Consider the following 15,020-nt stretch of genomic DNA (forward strand, 5'->3'; position numbering starts at 1 on the left):
CCCCGGCTCATCCCGACCCGCGCACGACCAGGTGGGTGTCCAGGACCACGTTCGCGGTCTCCTCGGTGCGGGGGATCGCGACGTCGGTGAGCAGGGTCGCCATCTCGCGCCCCATGCGCACGGTCGGCTGGTGCACGGTGGTGAGGGGCGGGTCGCTGTGCTGGGCCATGGGGGTGTCGTCGAAGCCGACCAGGGCGAGGTCGCCGGGCACGCTCAGGCCGCGCCCGCGCAGGACCCGCATGGCGCCCAGGGCCATCATGTCCGAGGCCACGAAGACCGCGTCGGGTTCGGCACCGGAGTCGAGGAGGCGTTCCATGGCCACGGCCCCGCCGTCCACGCTGAAGTCGCCCTCCTGGACGAGGACGTCGTCGTCGGACAGCCCTTCCTCCTCCACGACCTCCCGGTAACCGCGGAGCCGTTCCACCCCGGCGTTCATGTCCATCGGGCCGCTGACGGTGGCGATGCGGCGGTGCCCGGTCGAGTGCAGGCGCCGGGTGGCCTCGCGTGCGCCCCCGGCGTTGTCGACCTCGACGTAGTAGGGGGCGGTGAGCTCGCCCGCGTGCGGGAGCCCGCCCTGGACCACGGGCACGCCGGCGTCGGTGAGCCGCGACGGCAGCGGGTCGTCGCGGTGCAGGGACACCAGGAGCACACCGTCGACGTGGAAACCGGCGAGGTAGTCGCCCACCCGCTGGTGCTCGGCCTCGCTGCGCGCGGTGGTGAGCATCAGCTGCAGGTCGCGTTCGTGGAGCACGGAGCTGACGCCGCGGATGATGTCGGCGAAGAAGGGATCGGCGAACAGGCGGTCACGGGGTTCGGAGACCACGAGGGCGATGGTGTCGGTGCGCCGGGTCACCAGGGTCCGGGCGGCGTGGTTGGGGCTGTAGCCCAGCTCGGTGATCGCGGTGTGCACGGCGTCCCGGGTGCGCGGACTCACCTGGGCCGAACCGTTGATCACACGCGAGACGGTGCCGCGCCCCACTCCGGCGCGTTCGGCCACCATCTCCAGGGTCGGGCGCTGCCGACCGCCGTTCTTGGCCACTTGGGCTTCCTCTCCACACGTGGACGGACGGGACCGCCCCGGTGCGGTGACCGGGGCGGTCTCGGGTGCTGTGACGGGGCGTGCCGCGCGAGGGGTGCGCGGCGCCGGATCACCGATCGGGGAAACGTCCGGTGCGGGCGAGCTCGGCGTACCAGAGGCCGCTGTCCTTGACCACGCGTTCCTGGGTCGCGTAGTCGACGTGTACGAGCCCGAACCTGCGGGAGTATCCCCACGCCCACTCGAAATTATCCAGAAGCGACCAGGCGAAATAACCGCGGAGGGGCACCCCGGCGTCCAGGGCCTCGCGGGCCGCCCTCAGGTGGGCCTCGTAGTAGTCGCGGCGGTCGGGGTCGTGCACCCTGCCGTCGGCGGTGACGGTGTCCTCGAACGCGCACCCGTTCTCGGTGACGTAGAGGTCGGTGTCCCCGCTCTCCCCGGCCAGGCGGACGAGCACGTCGTAGAGGCCGCTGGGGTCGATCTCCCAGCCCATGTGGGTGACGGGCAGGCCCTGGGAGACGTGCACCTCCTCGGGGTCGGCGCCGAGCCAGGCCCCGCCCTGCCCGCTGACCAGGGCGGGGTCGAGGCCCTCGGCGGAGCCGGCGACGGTCTCGGGTGAGTAGAAGTTGACGCCGAGGAAGTCCAGCGGCGCGGAGATCGTGTCCAGGTCCCCGTCGTGCACGAAGGAGAAGTCGCTGATGCCCGACAGGTCGCGCACGACGTCGGCCGGGTAGCGCCCCTTGAGGACCGGGTCGGTGAACAGGCGGTTGCGCACGCCGTCGGCCCTGCGGGCGGCGCGCACGTCCTCGGCCCGTGCACCGTGGGGGCGGATCACGGCCTGGTTGTGCGCCAGGCCGACCCGCGCGGGGTGCCCGGTCGACCGCAGGGCCTCGGCGGCCAGCCCGTGGCCGAGCAGCAGGTGGTGCGTGGCGGCCAGGGCGGCGGGGGCGTCGCGCCGGCCGGGTGCGTGCACCCCGTCGAGGTGGCCGAGGAAGGCCGCGCACCAGGGTTCGTTGACGGTCATCCAGTGGGAGACCCGGTCACCGAGGGCCTCCCCCACGGTACGTGCGTACTCGGCGAAGCGGTGGGCGGTCTCGCGCGCGGGCCAGCCGCCCGCGTCCTCCAGGGCCTGGGGCAGGTCCCAGTGGTAGAGGGTCGCCCAGGGTTGGATGCCGGCCTCCAGGAGGGTGTCCACGAGCCGGTCGTAGAAGTCGAGCCCGGCCCGGTTGGGCTTTCCGCTCCCCTCCGGGAACACACGGGGCCAGGCGACGGAGAACCGGTAGGCGCCCAGGTTCAGGTCGCGCATGAGGGCGATGTCGTCGGCGTAGCGGTGGTAATGGTCGTCGGCCGGGTCGCCGGTGTCGCCGCCCAGGACGTTGCCCGGGGTCTCGGCGAAGGTGTCCCAGATGCTGCGGCCCCGGCCGTCGGCCGTGGTCGCGCCCTCGATCTGGAAGGACGCGGTGGCCGCGCCCCAGAGGAAACCGTCGGGGAATGCGCTGCTGTCGTTCACTGCGTCGGAGCACCTTCCGTGGTGGGGGGGGGATTGGGAGCGCTCCCAACCAAAGAAGCAGACCACTCCCCCGGTGTCAACAGAGTCAGGGGGTTGTGGACGGCGACGGTCAGGGGCGGGGCGTGGTGGCCGGGCGGGCCGGCCACCACGGGCGCTCACTCGGCGGTCTCACCGACCGGGACGACGACGCCGTCCCAGGTCTCCTCCATGTACTCGCGCACCTCGGGCCGGTGCAACAGCTCGTCGAGCGTGCGCACGTCCTCGGAGTCGAGGTCCTCCGACCGTACGACCAGGCCGTTCGCGTACTCGTTGTCCTCGCTGTCCTCCCAGGCCAGGACATTCGCGTTGGCCGGCAGATCGGCCTCGAGCGCGTAGTTGCCGTTGACGACGGCGGCGTCGAGGTCCTCCAGCGAACGCGGGAGCTGGGCCGCCTCCACCGGGGTGATCTCCACGTCGAGGTCGCTGCCGGTGATGTCGCCCTCGCCGGGGACCTGGCCGGCGTCCTCGTCCAGTTCCACGACGCCCTCGGCCGCCAGCAGATCCAGGGCGCGGCCCAGGTTGGAGGCGTCGTTGGGCACCCCGACCTCGGCGCCCTGGGGCAGGTCGTCCAGGGACTCCTCACCCGCGGAGTACAGGCCCAGCGCTTCCAGGTGCACGTCGGCGACGTACTCCAGGTCGGCGTCGGGGTTGCCCTCCAGATAGGTCTCCAGGAAGGGCACGGTCTGGTAGTAGTTCGCGTCCAGCTCGCCCTCGGTGAGCGCGGCGTTGGGCTGGTTGTAGTCGGTGTACTCCTGGATGTCGAGGGACAGGCCCTCCTCCTCGGCCAGGTTCTCGTCGACGAACTCCAGGATCTCCGCGTGCGGCAGGGGCGTGGCCCCCACACGCAGCGTCGTCAGGTCACCGCCCTCGTCCTCGCGCTCGCTGGGGCTCCCGCACGCGGCCAGAACCACCGCGCCGGCCGCGGCGACCGCCGCCCCCCGCACCGGACGTGACCGGATGCTCCCTGTCATGGCCTTCTCCCTCCGATGGACGAAACACACACGTGAGGGGGTGCGGGGGGCGGATCGGGCTCAGCGGCGCGACAGGCGGCGCACCACCAGGTCGCCCAGGCTCTGCACGACCTGGACGATGATCACCAGCAGGATGACCGTCGCCCACAGATACTGGTCGTTGAACCGTTGGTACCCCTCGCGGATGGCCAGATCACCCAGACCACCGCCACCGATCGCACCGGCCATGGCCGAGTAGGAGATCAGCGTGACCACGGTCATCACCAGACCGGCGATGAGGCCGGCCATGGCCTCGGGCAGCATCACCTTGCCGACGATCGTGGTCTTGCGGGTGCCCATGGCGTGCGCGGCCTCGATCACGCCCCGGTCCACCTCGCGCAGGGAGGTCTCCACCAGGCGGGCGAAGAAGGGGATGGCACCGATGCTCAGCGGCACGATCGCCGCCGTCGGGCCCAGTGTGGTGCCCACCAGGAGCCGGGTCAGTGCCAGGACCGCCACCATCAGGACGATGAAGGGCAGCGAACGCCCGATGTTGACGATGGTGCTGAGCACGGCGCGCACGGCCGGCGCCGGCGTGAGCCCGCCCCGGTCGGTGGTCACCAGCAGCACACCCAGCGGCAGCCCGAAGAGCACGCTGAACACGGTCGCCCACCACACCATGTAGATGGTGTCCTGGGTGCTCAACCACAGTTCCGGCCACATGGCGGGCCACTCGCGCACGAAGTCCACGATCGGGTTGGCGTCGGCCGTGGAGGCGAGGAGCAGGAGATCGGCGGGGTTGGTCATCACTGTCCGGCCTCCTCGACCAGCAGGCCCTGCTGGGTCAGGTAGTCGATCGCCTCGTTGCGGCGGCTGCCGAGCAGGTCCACGCTCAGGCGGCCCACGGAGTGCCCGGCGACCTCTTCCACGCCGCCGCCGAGGATGTTGACGTCGACGTCGAAACGGCGGGTGAGCTCCGACATGAACGGCTGGTCGAACGAGCGCGGGTAGGTCACCACGACCGTGTCCGGACCGCCGTTGTCGGGCAGCGGGAAGAGCGAACGCGCCAGCAGGGAACCGGGCGTGCCGATGAGGTCCAGCACGCGGCCCGACTCCAGGAACTCGCCGTCGGCCATGATCGCCGCCGAGTCGCAGATGCGCTTGATGACGTCCATCTCGTGGGTGATGAGCAGGATCGTCAGCCCCAGCTCGTCGCGCAGACGGCGCAACAGGGACAGGATCGACTCGGTGGTCTCGGGGTCCAGCGCCGAGGTCGCCTCGTCGCTGAGCAGGACCTTGGGGTCTGAGGCCAGGGCCCGGGCGATACCCACGCGCTGCTTCTGGCCGCCGGAGAGCTGGGAGGGGTAGGCCTTGGCCTTGTCGCCCAGGCCAACCAGTTCCAGGAGCTCGCCGACCTTGGCGTTGCGCTGGGCCCGGCCGACACCGGAGACCTCCAGCGGGAAGGCCACGTTGCCGGCGACCGTGCGCGAGGACAGCAGCGCGAAGTGCTGGTGGACCATACCGATGCGGCGGCGGGCCGCGCGCAGGCCGGAGCCGTGCAGCGACGTGAGCTGCTCGCCGTCGACCTCCACCGTCCCGTGGTCGGGGCGCTCCAGGAGGTTCACCGAGCGCAGGAGCGTGCTCTTACCCGCTCCGCTCTGGCCCACCACCCCGTAGATCTCGCCGGAACGTACGTGCAGGTCGACACCGTTCAGAGCGGTGACCTGCCTCTTCTTCAACCTGTAGACCTTCTGCAGGCCCACTGCGTCAATCACGGATTTCCCATCGACGTCTCAGCGGTGGTGTCTCGGCCCCGGTCCAGGGGGTCGCGGGGACGGGACTCACAGCGTGGGGATGACGCCCACCCCCGAGCGTACGGAGCGGCCAGGAGGCGGCGTCGGCGGCGCGCCGGGCACACGGCCGCGGTGGGCGCGTGGCGGCGCGGATGGCTGTGGAGCCGGAGAACGAGTCCCTGCCCGTGTGCGGGCGGACTCGGGTACACCCGGGCCGGGAGGCCCGGGGCTCGTCAGGACGGGACGCGACAACAGCCGCCGGAGCGCACGGGGTGCGCCTGGGCGGCATGGGATGCGGTGGTGACGTACCTGAGAGCCTTCACGGTTCCAGACAACCACGAACACACTGGTCGCTTCACCAGATTCGGTACGAGCTCACGCGTTATTTGGGACACATTGCGCACATATGTCTCCCACGGGTTAGGGTGCTTTCTCCCGCGCGGTCCGGCCGATTGCCTACACTCGGGTGCATCCCGCGCCCCTCGCCCCGTGCGCGACACGGGGCGAGCAGACGACCCGCCCGGCGAGGCCCGTACGGATCCCCCCGGTGACGACACGGCCCGCCCAGCGGGGCGCGGGGACGACCCGACGCCGCACCCGCACCACCCCTGCCCGCCGGGGGTCCGGTCGGGCACAAGGAGCGACCACACCGTGCAGTCCGACGACCTCGACCGAGCGTTCGGTTCCCGGGCCGCCCACCCGGACGGGGACCCCTACGCCGATTTCTGGGCGCCCGATCCTCCCACCTGGTCCTGGGGTGAACTGGCCTCGGCCCTGCGCGGGCCGCGGCGCCCCGGGCGTGTGCGAGCAGGGGCGCTCGGCGTGGTGATGGGCACGGTCCTGGTCACCGCCCCGCAGACCCCGGCCTCGGCCGCGCTGCCCATGGACACCGAGGACATGGACTCGCTGCGGGACCGTTCCGACTCGCTGGCGGAGGAGTACGACGGCGAGCTCCGTGACATGGAAGGCGTCATGGACGAGGCCGAGCGCGCCGAGGAGCGTTCCGAGGGCACCCGCGAGGAGGTCGCGGAGGCCGAGGAGCAGGTGCGCTCGCTGGCCGTGGCGACCTACACCGCGGGCGGCATCGATCCGGCGCTGTCGCTGTTCGTGGAGGCCGACCCGGACGTGATCATGGACCGCGCAGTGGTGATCGACTACCTGTCCGGCTCCAACCAGGACAAGATCGACGAGCTCGAGCAGGCGCTGGGCCGGGACCGGGTCGCGCAGGAGAACGCCGAGGAGCGCCTGGCCGAGGCCGAGGAGGACCTCGAGGAGCTGGAGGAACAGCGCGACGAGGTCCACCGGCTCATCGCCGACCACCCGAACCAGCCCATGGAGCCGCCGGACAACATCACCCCGCGCACGGAGCAGATGCGCGACCTCGGCATCGAGGAGTTCGGCCGCGGCAACGACGTGGGCGGTGTGGGCTGCTTCCGCGAGGAGGGCGGCTGGGTCGTCGGCGAGCACCCCAAGGGGCGTGCCTGCGACTTCATGCTCAGCAACGACGGCCAGATGCCCAGCCAGGAGCAGATCGACCGCGGCTGGGAGATCGCCGAGTGGGCGCGGGACAACGCCGACGACCTCGGTGTCATGTACGTGATCTACCGGCAGCAGATCTGGGACGTGCGGCGCGGCGACACCGGCTGGCGCGACATGGCCGACCGGGGCAGCATCACCGAGAACCACTTCGACCACGTGCACATCTCGATGTTCTGACCCTGGCGGCGGGCTCCCGTGGCCGCATCCGGCCACGGACCCGGGAACCGATGACGCTACCCGCGTGTAGTGCGACCGACGGTGAGGACCGCGCCGTCCGCCGTCTCGCCGGTCGAGATCCGGCCTCCGGGCAGGCCCTGGCGCATTACCGCACCTCCGGAACGCGTGCAGCCGAATCGCCGTCACGATCACGTCACGCGGCCTCTGCCATTCAGGACCAACGGCACAAACGGGCCACGAATACCCCATTCGACCTGCCCCGGCGCCCCGCCGCCCGTCCCGCGGCGTTAGGATGCTGTGCGTCCCGAGCCACCCTCCCCCGATCCCGATCCGCGGTGGATCCGCCGGTCAGCGGGGTGCTCTCGGGGACCGGGCCCCGCCCCCGTGCCACCGCCGGCCCACACACGCCCCGCGGTGCACTCCCCCGGCCCGCTTCCCCCACACCGGTCTCTCGCCCGCGGCGGTGGAGGGCGCGGAAACCCGTGGAACCAACGGGCGGACCCATACATCCCACACAAGACGGCGAGACAGTCATCACCGGTCAGCGATACCGGGCGAGGGGAGCCATGAGCGATAACGGACCTCACAACCAGCCACCGCAGAACCCCTACGGCGGTGGTGAGTACGGTGAGGGGCAGCCGCCCTACGGCCCGCCCCCGGGTGGTGACCCCAGCGGTGGGCAGCCCCCCGTCCAGGGCCAGCCCGGCGGTATGCCCGGACAGCCCGGGTACGGAACCGGTGGCCAGCCCGGATACGGCACGGGCGGACAGCCCGGGTACGGTCCCGGCGGGCAGCCCGGCTACGGACCCCAGCAGGGCCAGCCGATGTACGGCGGCGGACAGCCCCCTTACCCCGGCGGTCCTGGAGGCCCTGGAGGCCCTGGAGGTCCCGGTGCTCCGATGGGCCCCGGCGGCCCCGGACAGCCCCCGCAGCAGCCCCAGGGCGGTGGCGGCGGCAGCAAGGCCAGCCTCTGGGTCGTGCTCGGCGGCGGCGCGGTCATCATCGTGCTCGTGGTCGCGGTGATCGTCACCCTCATCAACAACAACTCCGGCGGCGACCTGGGCCCCGAGGACCCGGAGCCGACCACCGAGGCGACGGACGAGACCACCGACGAGCCCACGACGGACGACGAGCCGGGCGGCGGCGATACCGCGGCCGGCGAACCGCCCTACAGCGTGCCCTCCGAGCCCTGCGAGGCCATCACCGCTGACGTGGAGACCAACTTCCTCCTCACCGAGGAGGGCTACAAGTCGGTCCAGGACAACACCTCGCGGTGCGTCAGCAGCATGGCCGACGCCCCCGAGGGCAACGACTCCGAGGGGTACGGCAGCTTCTCGGTCGCCTACTCGCTGCCCTTCAGCAACGAGGAGTCCGACGCCGAGGCCGCCGTCGAGTACGAGCGTGCGATCGAGGACGCCACCGGCGCGGCCGAGCACACGCTCTTCCTGGACGAGGTCATGGAGGAGGGCGAGGTCGACCTGGGCGACGAGGCCTACTTCGTCGTCAACGGCTACGACTTCGCCGACAAGGACATCCCCGTGGCCACGCTCGTGGTGCGTTCGGCCAACCTCAACATCCGCATCGAGTACCAGATCCACGGCTCCTACGACGACGAGCCGGAGCTGGAGGACTTCACGGTGCCGGACGACATCGAGGACATCATGGTCGCCGCCGGCGAGGACGCCCTCGCCCAGGTCGGCAACTGACCCGGGACACCACCGGTGACGGAAGGGGGCCGCGGCACCGCCGCGGCCCCCTCGTGTCGTTCAGGTCCCCGCACCCCGGACGCGGGGCCCGGTGAACCCGATCAGCTCAGGTCGGCCCGCACGCGGCGCGCGGCCTCGACCATGTTGCGCAGGGACTCCTCGACCTCGGCGTAACCGCGGGTCTTGAGGCCGCAGTCGGGGTTGACCCACAGGTGGCCGGCGTCGATGTGCTCGACGGCCAGGCGCAGCGACGCCTCGACCTCGTCGGCGGAGGGCACCCGCGGGGAGTGGATGTCGTACACACCCGGGCCGATGGAACGGCGGTAGCCGCGCTCGCCCAGGTCCTGCACGAGCTCCATGCGGGAGCGGGCCGCCTCGACGCTGGTGACGTCCGCGTCGAGGGCCTCGATGCCGCCCACGACCGTGCCGAACTCCGAGTAGCACATGTGCGTGTGGATCGTCGTGCTCGGCGCGACCCCGGACGTGGCCAGGCGGAAGGACTCCACCGCCCAGTCCAGGTAGGCCTGGCGCTGCTCCTCGCGCAGCGGCAGGAGCTCGCGCAGCGCCGCCTCGTCCACCTGGATGTGGCGGATCCCGGCGCGCTCCAGGTCGGCGACCTCGTCGCGCAGGGCCAGCCCCACCTGACGGGCGGTCTCACCCAGCGGCTGGTCGGTGCGCACGAAGGACCAGGCCAGCATCGTCACCGGGCCGGTGAGCATGCCCTTGACCGGCTTGTCGGTGCGCGACTGCGCGTAGGTGATCCAGTCCACCGTCATGGGCTCGGGGCGGGAGACGTCCCCGAAGAGGATGGGCGGACGCACGCAGCGCGACCCGTAGGACTGCACCCACCCGTGCTGGGTGGTCGCGTAGCCCTCGAGCTGCTCGGCGAAGTACTGGACCATGTCGTTGCGCTCGGGCTCGCCGTGCACGAGCACGTCCAGGCCGATGTCCTCCTGCAGCGCGATGACCCGGTCGATCTCCTTGCGCAGGAGGGCGTTGTACTCGTCGGTGGGCAGCTCACTGCGGCGGTGCGCGGCACGGGCCTTGCGCAGCTCGGGCGTCTGGGGGAACGAACCGATGGTCGTCGTGGTGAGCGTGTTCGGCGACGAGGCGTCCCGGTCCTCGGGGCGCCGGGTGGCGTCCGGGCCCAGGGCCTCCAGGCGCGCACGCACGCGGGTGTCGGTGAAGGAGGGGATCTCCGCCCCACTGCCCGCCTGCTCGGCGTCGCCGCCCTGCGACAGCGCACGGCCCAGCAGCGCGGTCTCGCCCGCCTTCTGCTTGGCGAAGGCCAGCGCACCGCGCAGCTTCGGGTCTATCTCGGTCTCGGCGTCCAGGTCGACGGGGACGTGCAGCAGCGAGCAGGACGTACTGACCGTGAGCTCGTCGGTCAGGCCGAGCAGCGTGCCCAGGGTGGCCAGGGTGGCCGGCACGTCGGTGCGCCAGATGTTGCGGCCGTCGACCACGCCGGCGACCAGGCGGGTGGAGCCCAGTCCGGAGACCTTCACGAGGTCGTCCACGCCCTCGTCGTCGGTGACCAGGTCCAGGCCGACCGCCTCGACCGGGGAGGCCTTCAGCACGCGCAGCGCGTCCGCGCCGACGGAACCGAAGTAGGACGAGACCAGCAGCGACGGGCGCTCCTTGAGCCCGCCGAGACGGGCGTAGGCGCGCTCGAGCTCGGACAGGCGGGCGCGGCCCTCGTCCGTGGCCAGGATCGGCTCGTCGAGCTGGACCTCGGTCGCACCCGCGGCGGCCAGGTCACCCAGCAGCTGGGCGTAGGCGTCCACGAGCTGGTCGAGCAGCTCGAGCGGCTGCCATCCCTCGGGGGCCTCCTCGGCCGTCTTGGCCAGGAGCAGGAACGTGAGGGGGCCGACGAGCACCGGACGGGTCCGGTGTCCGGCCTCGAGCGCCTCGCGGAACTCGGCGACGGGCTTGTCGCCGACCAGGCGCGGGCGCACCTTGGGGGACAGTTCCGGCACGAGGTAGTGGTAGTTCGTGTCGAACCACTTGGTCATCTCCAGCGGCGGGGTGCCCTGCTCGCCGCGGGCCAGAGCGAAGTAGCGGCGCAGGAACTCCTCCCGGTCCCCCGCGGCGGCGGGCGACTCGAACCGCGACGGCACCAGGTCGAACAGGACCGCGGTGTCCAGAACGCCGTCGTACAGGGAGAAGGAGTTGGAGGGCAGGTCGTCCACCCCGGCGTCCCGGAGCTGGGTGAGCACGGCGGCGCGCAGGTCGGCCGAAACGGTGTCCAGTTCCTGGGCGCTCACCTTGCCGGCCCAGTAGCCCTCGGTGGCGCGCTTGAGTTCACGGTCGGGCCCGATCCTCGGGTAGCCGTGCACGGTCGAGCGGACCGAAGCTCCGGAGGAGGAGGTGGTATCGGTGGTCATGGAAGCTTCTCTCCCTCGTCGAAAGCCGGGTACCAGCCTCGAGGAAGCAACAGCGGACCTGCGGGTACGCCGAATGCCCCCCGTCAAGGGGGCATGTACCCACCGTCCGTCGGCCCTCCCTCGGGGCACGGGACCACCGGCGGCGCGTCTGCACCGCCGGGTGGAGGCAGGTCTTCGGACTCGTGGGCGTCTCCGGTGCTGTGCACCGGCCGGCCTAATGGCCGCCGCTTCCCGGTTCGCGCCCTGTCGGGCGTTTCCCCAGTGCTGATGGCGACTGTCGTTCCCACTCACCGCTGCGGGGCAGTCCCGGATTCTCACCGGGTTCCCTCTTGCGACACACGCCTTTCCCGAAATATCGGCTCTGCCGACGTGGGAGCAGCGTGTGTACCATCCACACCTGCGAGTATAGGGAAGGCCCTGACAACCCCTGAACCCCGGTGTGTGCAAGGACTTTCGAAAGGGCCCTGACCACCCTTTTCAGGTCCGACCCCGCACACCCCGGTCATTGAGCGTGGCGCACGGGAGGCGTGTCCCCCTCGACCTGGCGCACGCAGGACGTAGAACGTGGAGTTTGACTGGTGAACAAGCGGTCCCTTCCGACCATGGCCCCCGACCGCCCTCTCGTCACCGTCGCGCTGGCCCTCGCGCTCCTGCTGGGACTCATCCTCATGGCGACCCGGCCCCCCGGCCTGCTCACCGCGGACACCGCCCAGAGCGCACACGAGCTCCCCGGCGAGGAGGAGGACCTTCCACCGGCCGACGGCGAACCGGACGGGCAGACGGTCGTCGACCCCGGTGCGGTCGAGGGGCTCCAGGAGCAGGAGCTGTCCTACGACGGTCCGGTGAGCACCTCGGTGACCTACCCGGCGCTGGACGGCGCGGAGCCGCTGGCCGAGTACCTGGAGGAGGAGCTGTCCACGGAGGTCGCCGCGTTCGACGACGCCAACCCCGGCGCCGATTCCTACGAGGCCGAGTGGAACCTGACCGCGGCCCGGGAGGGCCTGGTCGGGGTGCGGGTCACCGCCACCGAGAGCGACTCCGAGGGCGAGCGCGAGTCCTACGCCACCTACTGGTACGACGCCGAGCAGGGGCAGGTGCACGAGTCCGCGCACCTGTTCGACGACCAGGAGGCCCTGTCGGCGCTGAACACGCTCGTTCACGACGAGGTGGGCTCCGACGAGGTCTCGGGCCTGTACCCGCTCTCGGCCCTGTACGACTCGGTCGGGTTCAACCCCGACGGTGACCTGGTCGTGGAGTTCGACGCCGGCCAGGTGGCGCCCGCCGGGCAGGGCCGGGTGCACGCGGTCCTGGACCACTCCGAGGTCGAGCCGCTGCTGTCGGACCTGGGCACGCGCGTGCACGGGGCCGCGACGGTGGGTGTGGACACCTTCGAGGTCGCCGACGCCCCCGAGGGTGGAGACGACCCCTCCCCCGGCGCCGCGCCCGGCACCGTCGACCCGGTGGACGAGAGCGTGGACTGCACCGATTCCGAGACCACGTGCGTGGCGCTGACCTACGACGACGGTCCCGGCGGCGGCACACCGGACCTGCTGGACACGCTCGACGAGTACGACGCGCGCGCGACCTTCTTCGTGACCGGGCACCCGGTGCAGGAGCACCCCGAGACCCTGCGCCGCACCTACGCCGAGGGGCACGAGCTCGCCAACCACACGCTCACGCACCCGGACCTGACCGGGGCCGGAGCGGACGAGGCCCGGCGCGACCTCGGCGCCACGCAGGCCCTGGTGCTGCGCGAGACCGGGTACGAGATGGACCTCATGCGTCCGCCCTACGGAGCGACCGACGGCGGTGTGGCGTCGGTGACCGAGGAGATGGGGCTGGCCCAGATCCTGTGGAGCGTGGACACCAACGACTGGCGCGACCGCGACGCCGACAAGGTGGCCGACGCGGCGTTGGACGGGGCCGAGGACGGCGCGATCATCCTCATGCACGACATCCACGCCACGACGATCACGGCCTCGGCGGAGATCGTGCGCGAGCTGGACTCGCGCGGGGTCGAGATGGTCACCGTGACCCAGCTCCTCGGGGAGACGGAGCCCGGCGAGGAGTACGTCGACGGCCTCCCCGAGGAGGAGGACGAGGACTCCGGTGAGGACTCCGATGACGGTGCCGACAGCGGGGACGCCTGAGGCGCGCGTGCGGGCCGCCCGGGTGAGCTGACCACATGTGGACAGCGCCCGGGGCGGCCGGGGCCGGTCCACTATGTTGCTCGCAGCAGCCGCGCGAGCGCCCGCTCCGAGGGATGAGGAGTCCGGTTTTGTCGTCGACCAGAGCCCACCAGAACGAGGCCGTTCCCGACCCCGGACGCGGGCCGGGGCGGACCTGGCTGCCCGGCGCGGCCGCAGTGGCGTTGTTGCTGCCCCTGGCCGGCTGCGACACCGACGGCGCGGGTGCGGCCGAGCCCGACGCCATGGCGGTCCTGGTCGACGGCACCGGGGAGGAGGCCGGTTCGGCCGACCACGAGGGTGTGACCGTGCGGACGGGTGACGCCGGGTCCTTCGACGACCATCCGTACATGCCCGAGGGCGTGGAGATCTCCGTGGCCTACCCCGAGTTCGAGGGGGCCGAGCCGTTCTCGGAAGGGCTGGCCGAGCGGGTCGACGACGACGTGGCCGACTTCCGTGCGGGGACGCGCGACCCGGTGGCGTTGTCGGTGGACTGGCAGATCACCGCCGCGGACTCCGGGGTGCTGGGCGTGCGGCTGGTGCGCAGCGAGGAGGACATGCACGGCCTGCGCGAGGGTTACAGCACCCACTGGTACGACGCCGAGGCCGGGCACACGGCGTGGTCGACGGAGCTGCTGGCCGACCAGGAGGCGTTGGAGACCGTCAACGGCCTGGTGCGCGAACAGTTGGCCGAGGACGGCGACGTGGACACCGAGGCCCTGCAGCCGGTGCTGGGCCTGTACGACTCGATGGGCTTCAACGACGACGGCGACCTGGTCGTGGAGTTCGACCACGGGCACCTCTCCCCCGCCGAGGAGGGGCACGTGCCCTCCGCCGAGCCGGGGCGCAAGAGCGCGGTTCTGGACTCCGAGGAGATCGACCCGTTGCTGTCCGACCTGGGGCAGCGCGCACGGGAGGCGTCGCTGTCGGAGGAGGAGCAGCTGACCGTGGCCGACGCCGACCCCGATCCGGAGGAACCGGGGCCCGTGCCGGGTGTGGTGAGCGCCGAGGACACCGACGTGGACTGTTACGAGGACGGCACGCGCTGCGTCGCGCTGACCTTCGACGACGGGCCGCACGAGCAGACACCGGAGCTGCTGGACCTGCTCGCCGACGAGGACGTGACGGCCTCGTTCTTCCTCAACGGGAACCCGGCGCTGTCGCAGCCGGGGACGATCCGGCGCATCTACGCCGAGGGGCACGAGCTCGCCAGCCACAACGACCTGCACGAGGACATGCCGGAGGAGTTCACCGAGGCGGAGCTGCCGGCGCAGGTCGCCGCGGTGAGTGCGATGGTGCGGCGCCAGACCGGGCACTCGGTGGAGCTGTTCCGGCCGCCCTTCGGCGCTTCCTCGGACGCGGTGCTGGAGGAGATCGGCGAGCAGGGCATGGCCGAGATCCTGTGGAACGTGGACAGCGAGGACTGGCAGGACGTGCCCGCCGGGGAGGTCGTCGACAACGTGGTCGCCGGGGCGGAGCCGAACACCATCGTGCTGCTGCACGACCCGCTGGAGGCCACCTTGGAGGCGGCCCCGCAGATCATCGAGGAGCTCCGGGCGCTCGACTACGAGTTCGTCTCCGTCTCGCAGGCACTCGGAGGCGCCGAGCCCGGCGAGAGCTACCCGCCCGGCGGCCTGGGCGCCTCCCCCGCCCCGTAGACCCGCCCGGCGGCCACCGGGCCCAGGCGGACGGTCGGCGGC

At 71.7% G+C, this 15,020-nt stretch carries 10 protein-coding genes and 1 riboswitch; of the genes, 4 read left to right on the forward strand and 6 right to left on the reverse strand.

The features are described 5' to 3' along the window. Positions 1-7: 7 nt before the first annotated feature. From IDM40_RS01780 to IDM40_RS01800, 5 genes are all read right to left on the reverse strand, one after another. Positions 8-1,039 carry a LacI family DNA-binding transcriptional regulator gene (locus IDM40_RS01780; RefSeq protein ID WP_193120074.1) on the reverse strand — a complete coding sequence of 344 codons (1,032 nt, stop codon included), beginning with the start codon at positions 1,037-1,039 and terminating at the stop codon, positions 8-10. Between the two features lie 109 nt (positions 1,040-1,148). Next, positions 1,149-2,546: a GH1 family beta-glucosidase gene (locus IDM40_RS01785; RefSeq protein WP_193120075.1), complete on the reverse strand. Its 1,398-nt coding sequence runs from the start codon at positions 2,544-2,546 to the stop codon at positions 1,149-1,151. A 155-nt stretch (positions 2,547-2,701) separates the two neighbouring features. Beyond that, positions 2,702-3,556, reverse strand: coding sequence for a MetQ/NlpA family ABC transporter substrate-binding protein (locus IDM40_RS01790; protein WP_193120076.1), 855 nt, complete (start codon positions 3,554-3,556; stop codon positions 2,702-2,704). A gap of 60 nt (positions 3,557-3,616) precedes the next feature. Continuing rightward, positions 3,617-4,342, reverse strand: coding sequence for a methionine ABC transporter permease (locus IDM40_RS01795; RefSeq protein ID WP_193120077.1), 726 nt, complete (start codon positions 4,340-4,342; stop codon positions 3,617-3,619). Further along, on the reverse strand, positions 4,342-5,298 hold the full coding sequence (locus tag IDM40_RS01800; RefSeq protein ID WP_193120145.1) for a methionine ABC transporter ATP-binding protein: 957 nt from the start codon (positions 5,296-5,298) through the stop codon (positions 4,342-4,344). The genes IDM40_RS01795 and IDM40_RS01800 overlap by 1 nt, the downstream gene beginning before the upstream one ends. 681 nt (positions 5,299-5,979) lie before the next feature. Between IDM40_RS01800 and IDM40_RS01805 the strand changes: the two genes are divergently transcribed. Together IDM40_RS01805 and IDM40_RS01810 are read left to right on the forward strand one after the other, a co-directional pair. Beyond that, a complete protein-coding gene (locus IDM40_RS01805; RefSeq protein WP_193120078.1) occupies positions 5,980-7,044 on the forward strand; it encodes a hypothetical protein in 1,065 nt (354 codons plus the stop codon). Positions 7,045-7,610: 566 nt separating this feature from the next. Further along, on the forward strand, positions 7,611-8,750 hold the full coding sequence (locus IDM40_RS01810; RefSeq protein ID WP_193120079.1) for a hypothetical protein: 1,140 nt from the start codon (positions 7,611-7,613) through the stop codon (positions 8,748-8,750). Between the two features lie 101 nt (positions 8,751-8,851). Here the strand turns inward: IDM40_RS01810 and metE are convergent, their stop codons facing one another. Further along, complete coding sequence (gene metE / locus IDM40_RS01815; RefSeq protein WP_193120080.1) at positions 8,852-11,134, reverse strand: 5-methyltetrahydropteroyltriglutamate--homocysteine S-methyltransferase; 2,283 nt, start codon at positions 11,132-11,134, stop codon at positions 8,852-8,854. 148 nt (positions 11,135-11,282) lie between these two features. Next, a riboswitch (cobalamin riboswitch) is annotated at positions 11,283-11,495 on the reverse strand. A gap of 241 nt (positions 11,496-11,736) precedes the next feature. Here metE and IDM40_RS01820 point away from each other — a divergent pair. Beyond that, positions 11,737-13,284 carry a polysaccharide deacetylase family protein gene (locus tag IDM40_RS01820; RefSeq protein WP_193120146.1) on the forward strand — a complete coding sequence of 516 codons (1,548 nt, stop codon included), beginning with the start codon at positions 11,737-11,739 and terminating at the stop codon, positions 13,282-13,284. A 128-nt stretch (positions 13,285-13,412) separates the two neighbouring features. Beyond that, positions 13,413-14,978 (forward strand): polysaccharide deacetylase family protein, encoded by a 1,566-nt coding sequence (locus IDM40_RS01825; RefSeq protein WP_193120081.1) that lies wholly within the window; start codon positions 13,413-13,415, stop codon positions 14,976-14,978. Positions 14,979-15,020 lie beyond the last annotated feature (42 nt).

The organism is Nocardiopsis coralli, from assembly GCF_014892575.1.
Classification (GTDB): domain Bacteria; phylum Actinomycetota; class Actinomycetes; order Streptosporangiales; family Streptosporangiaceae; genus Nocardiopsis; species Nocardiopsis coralli.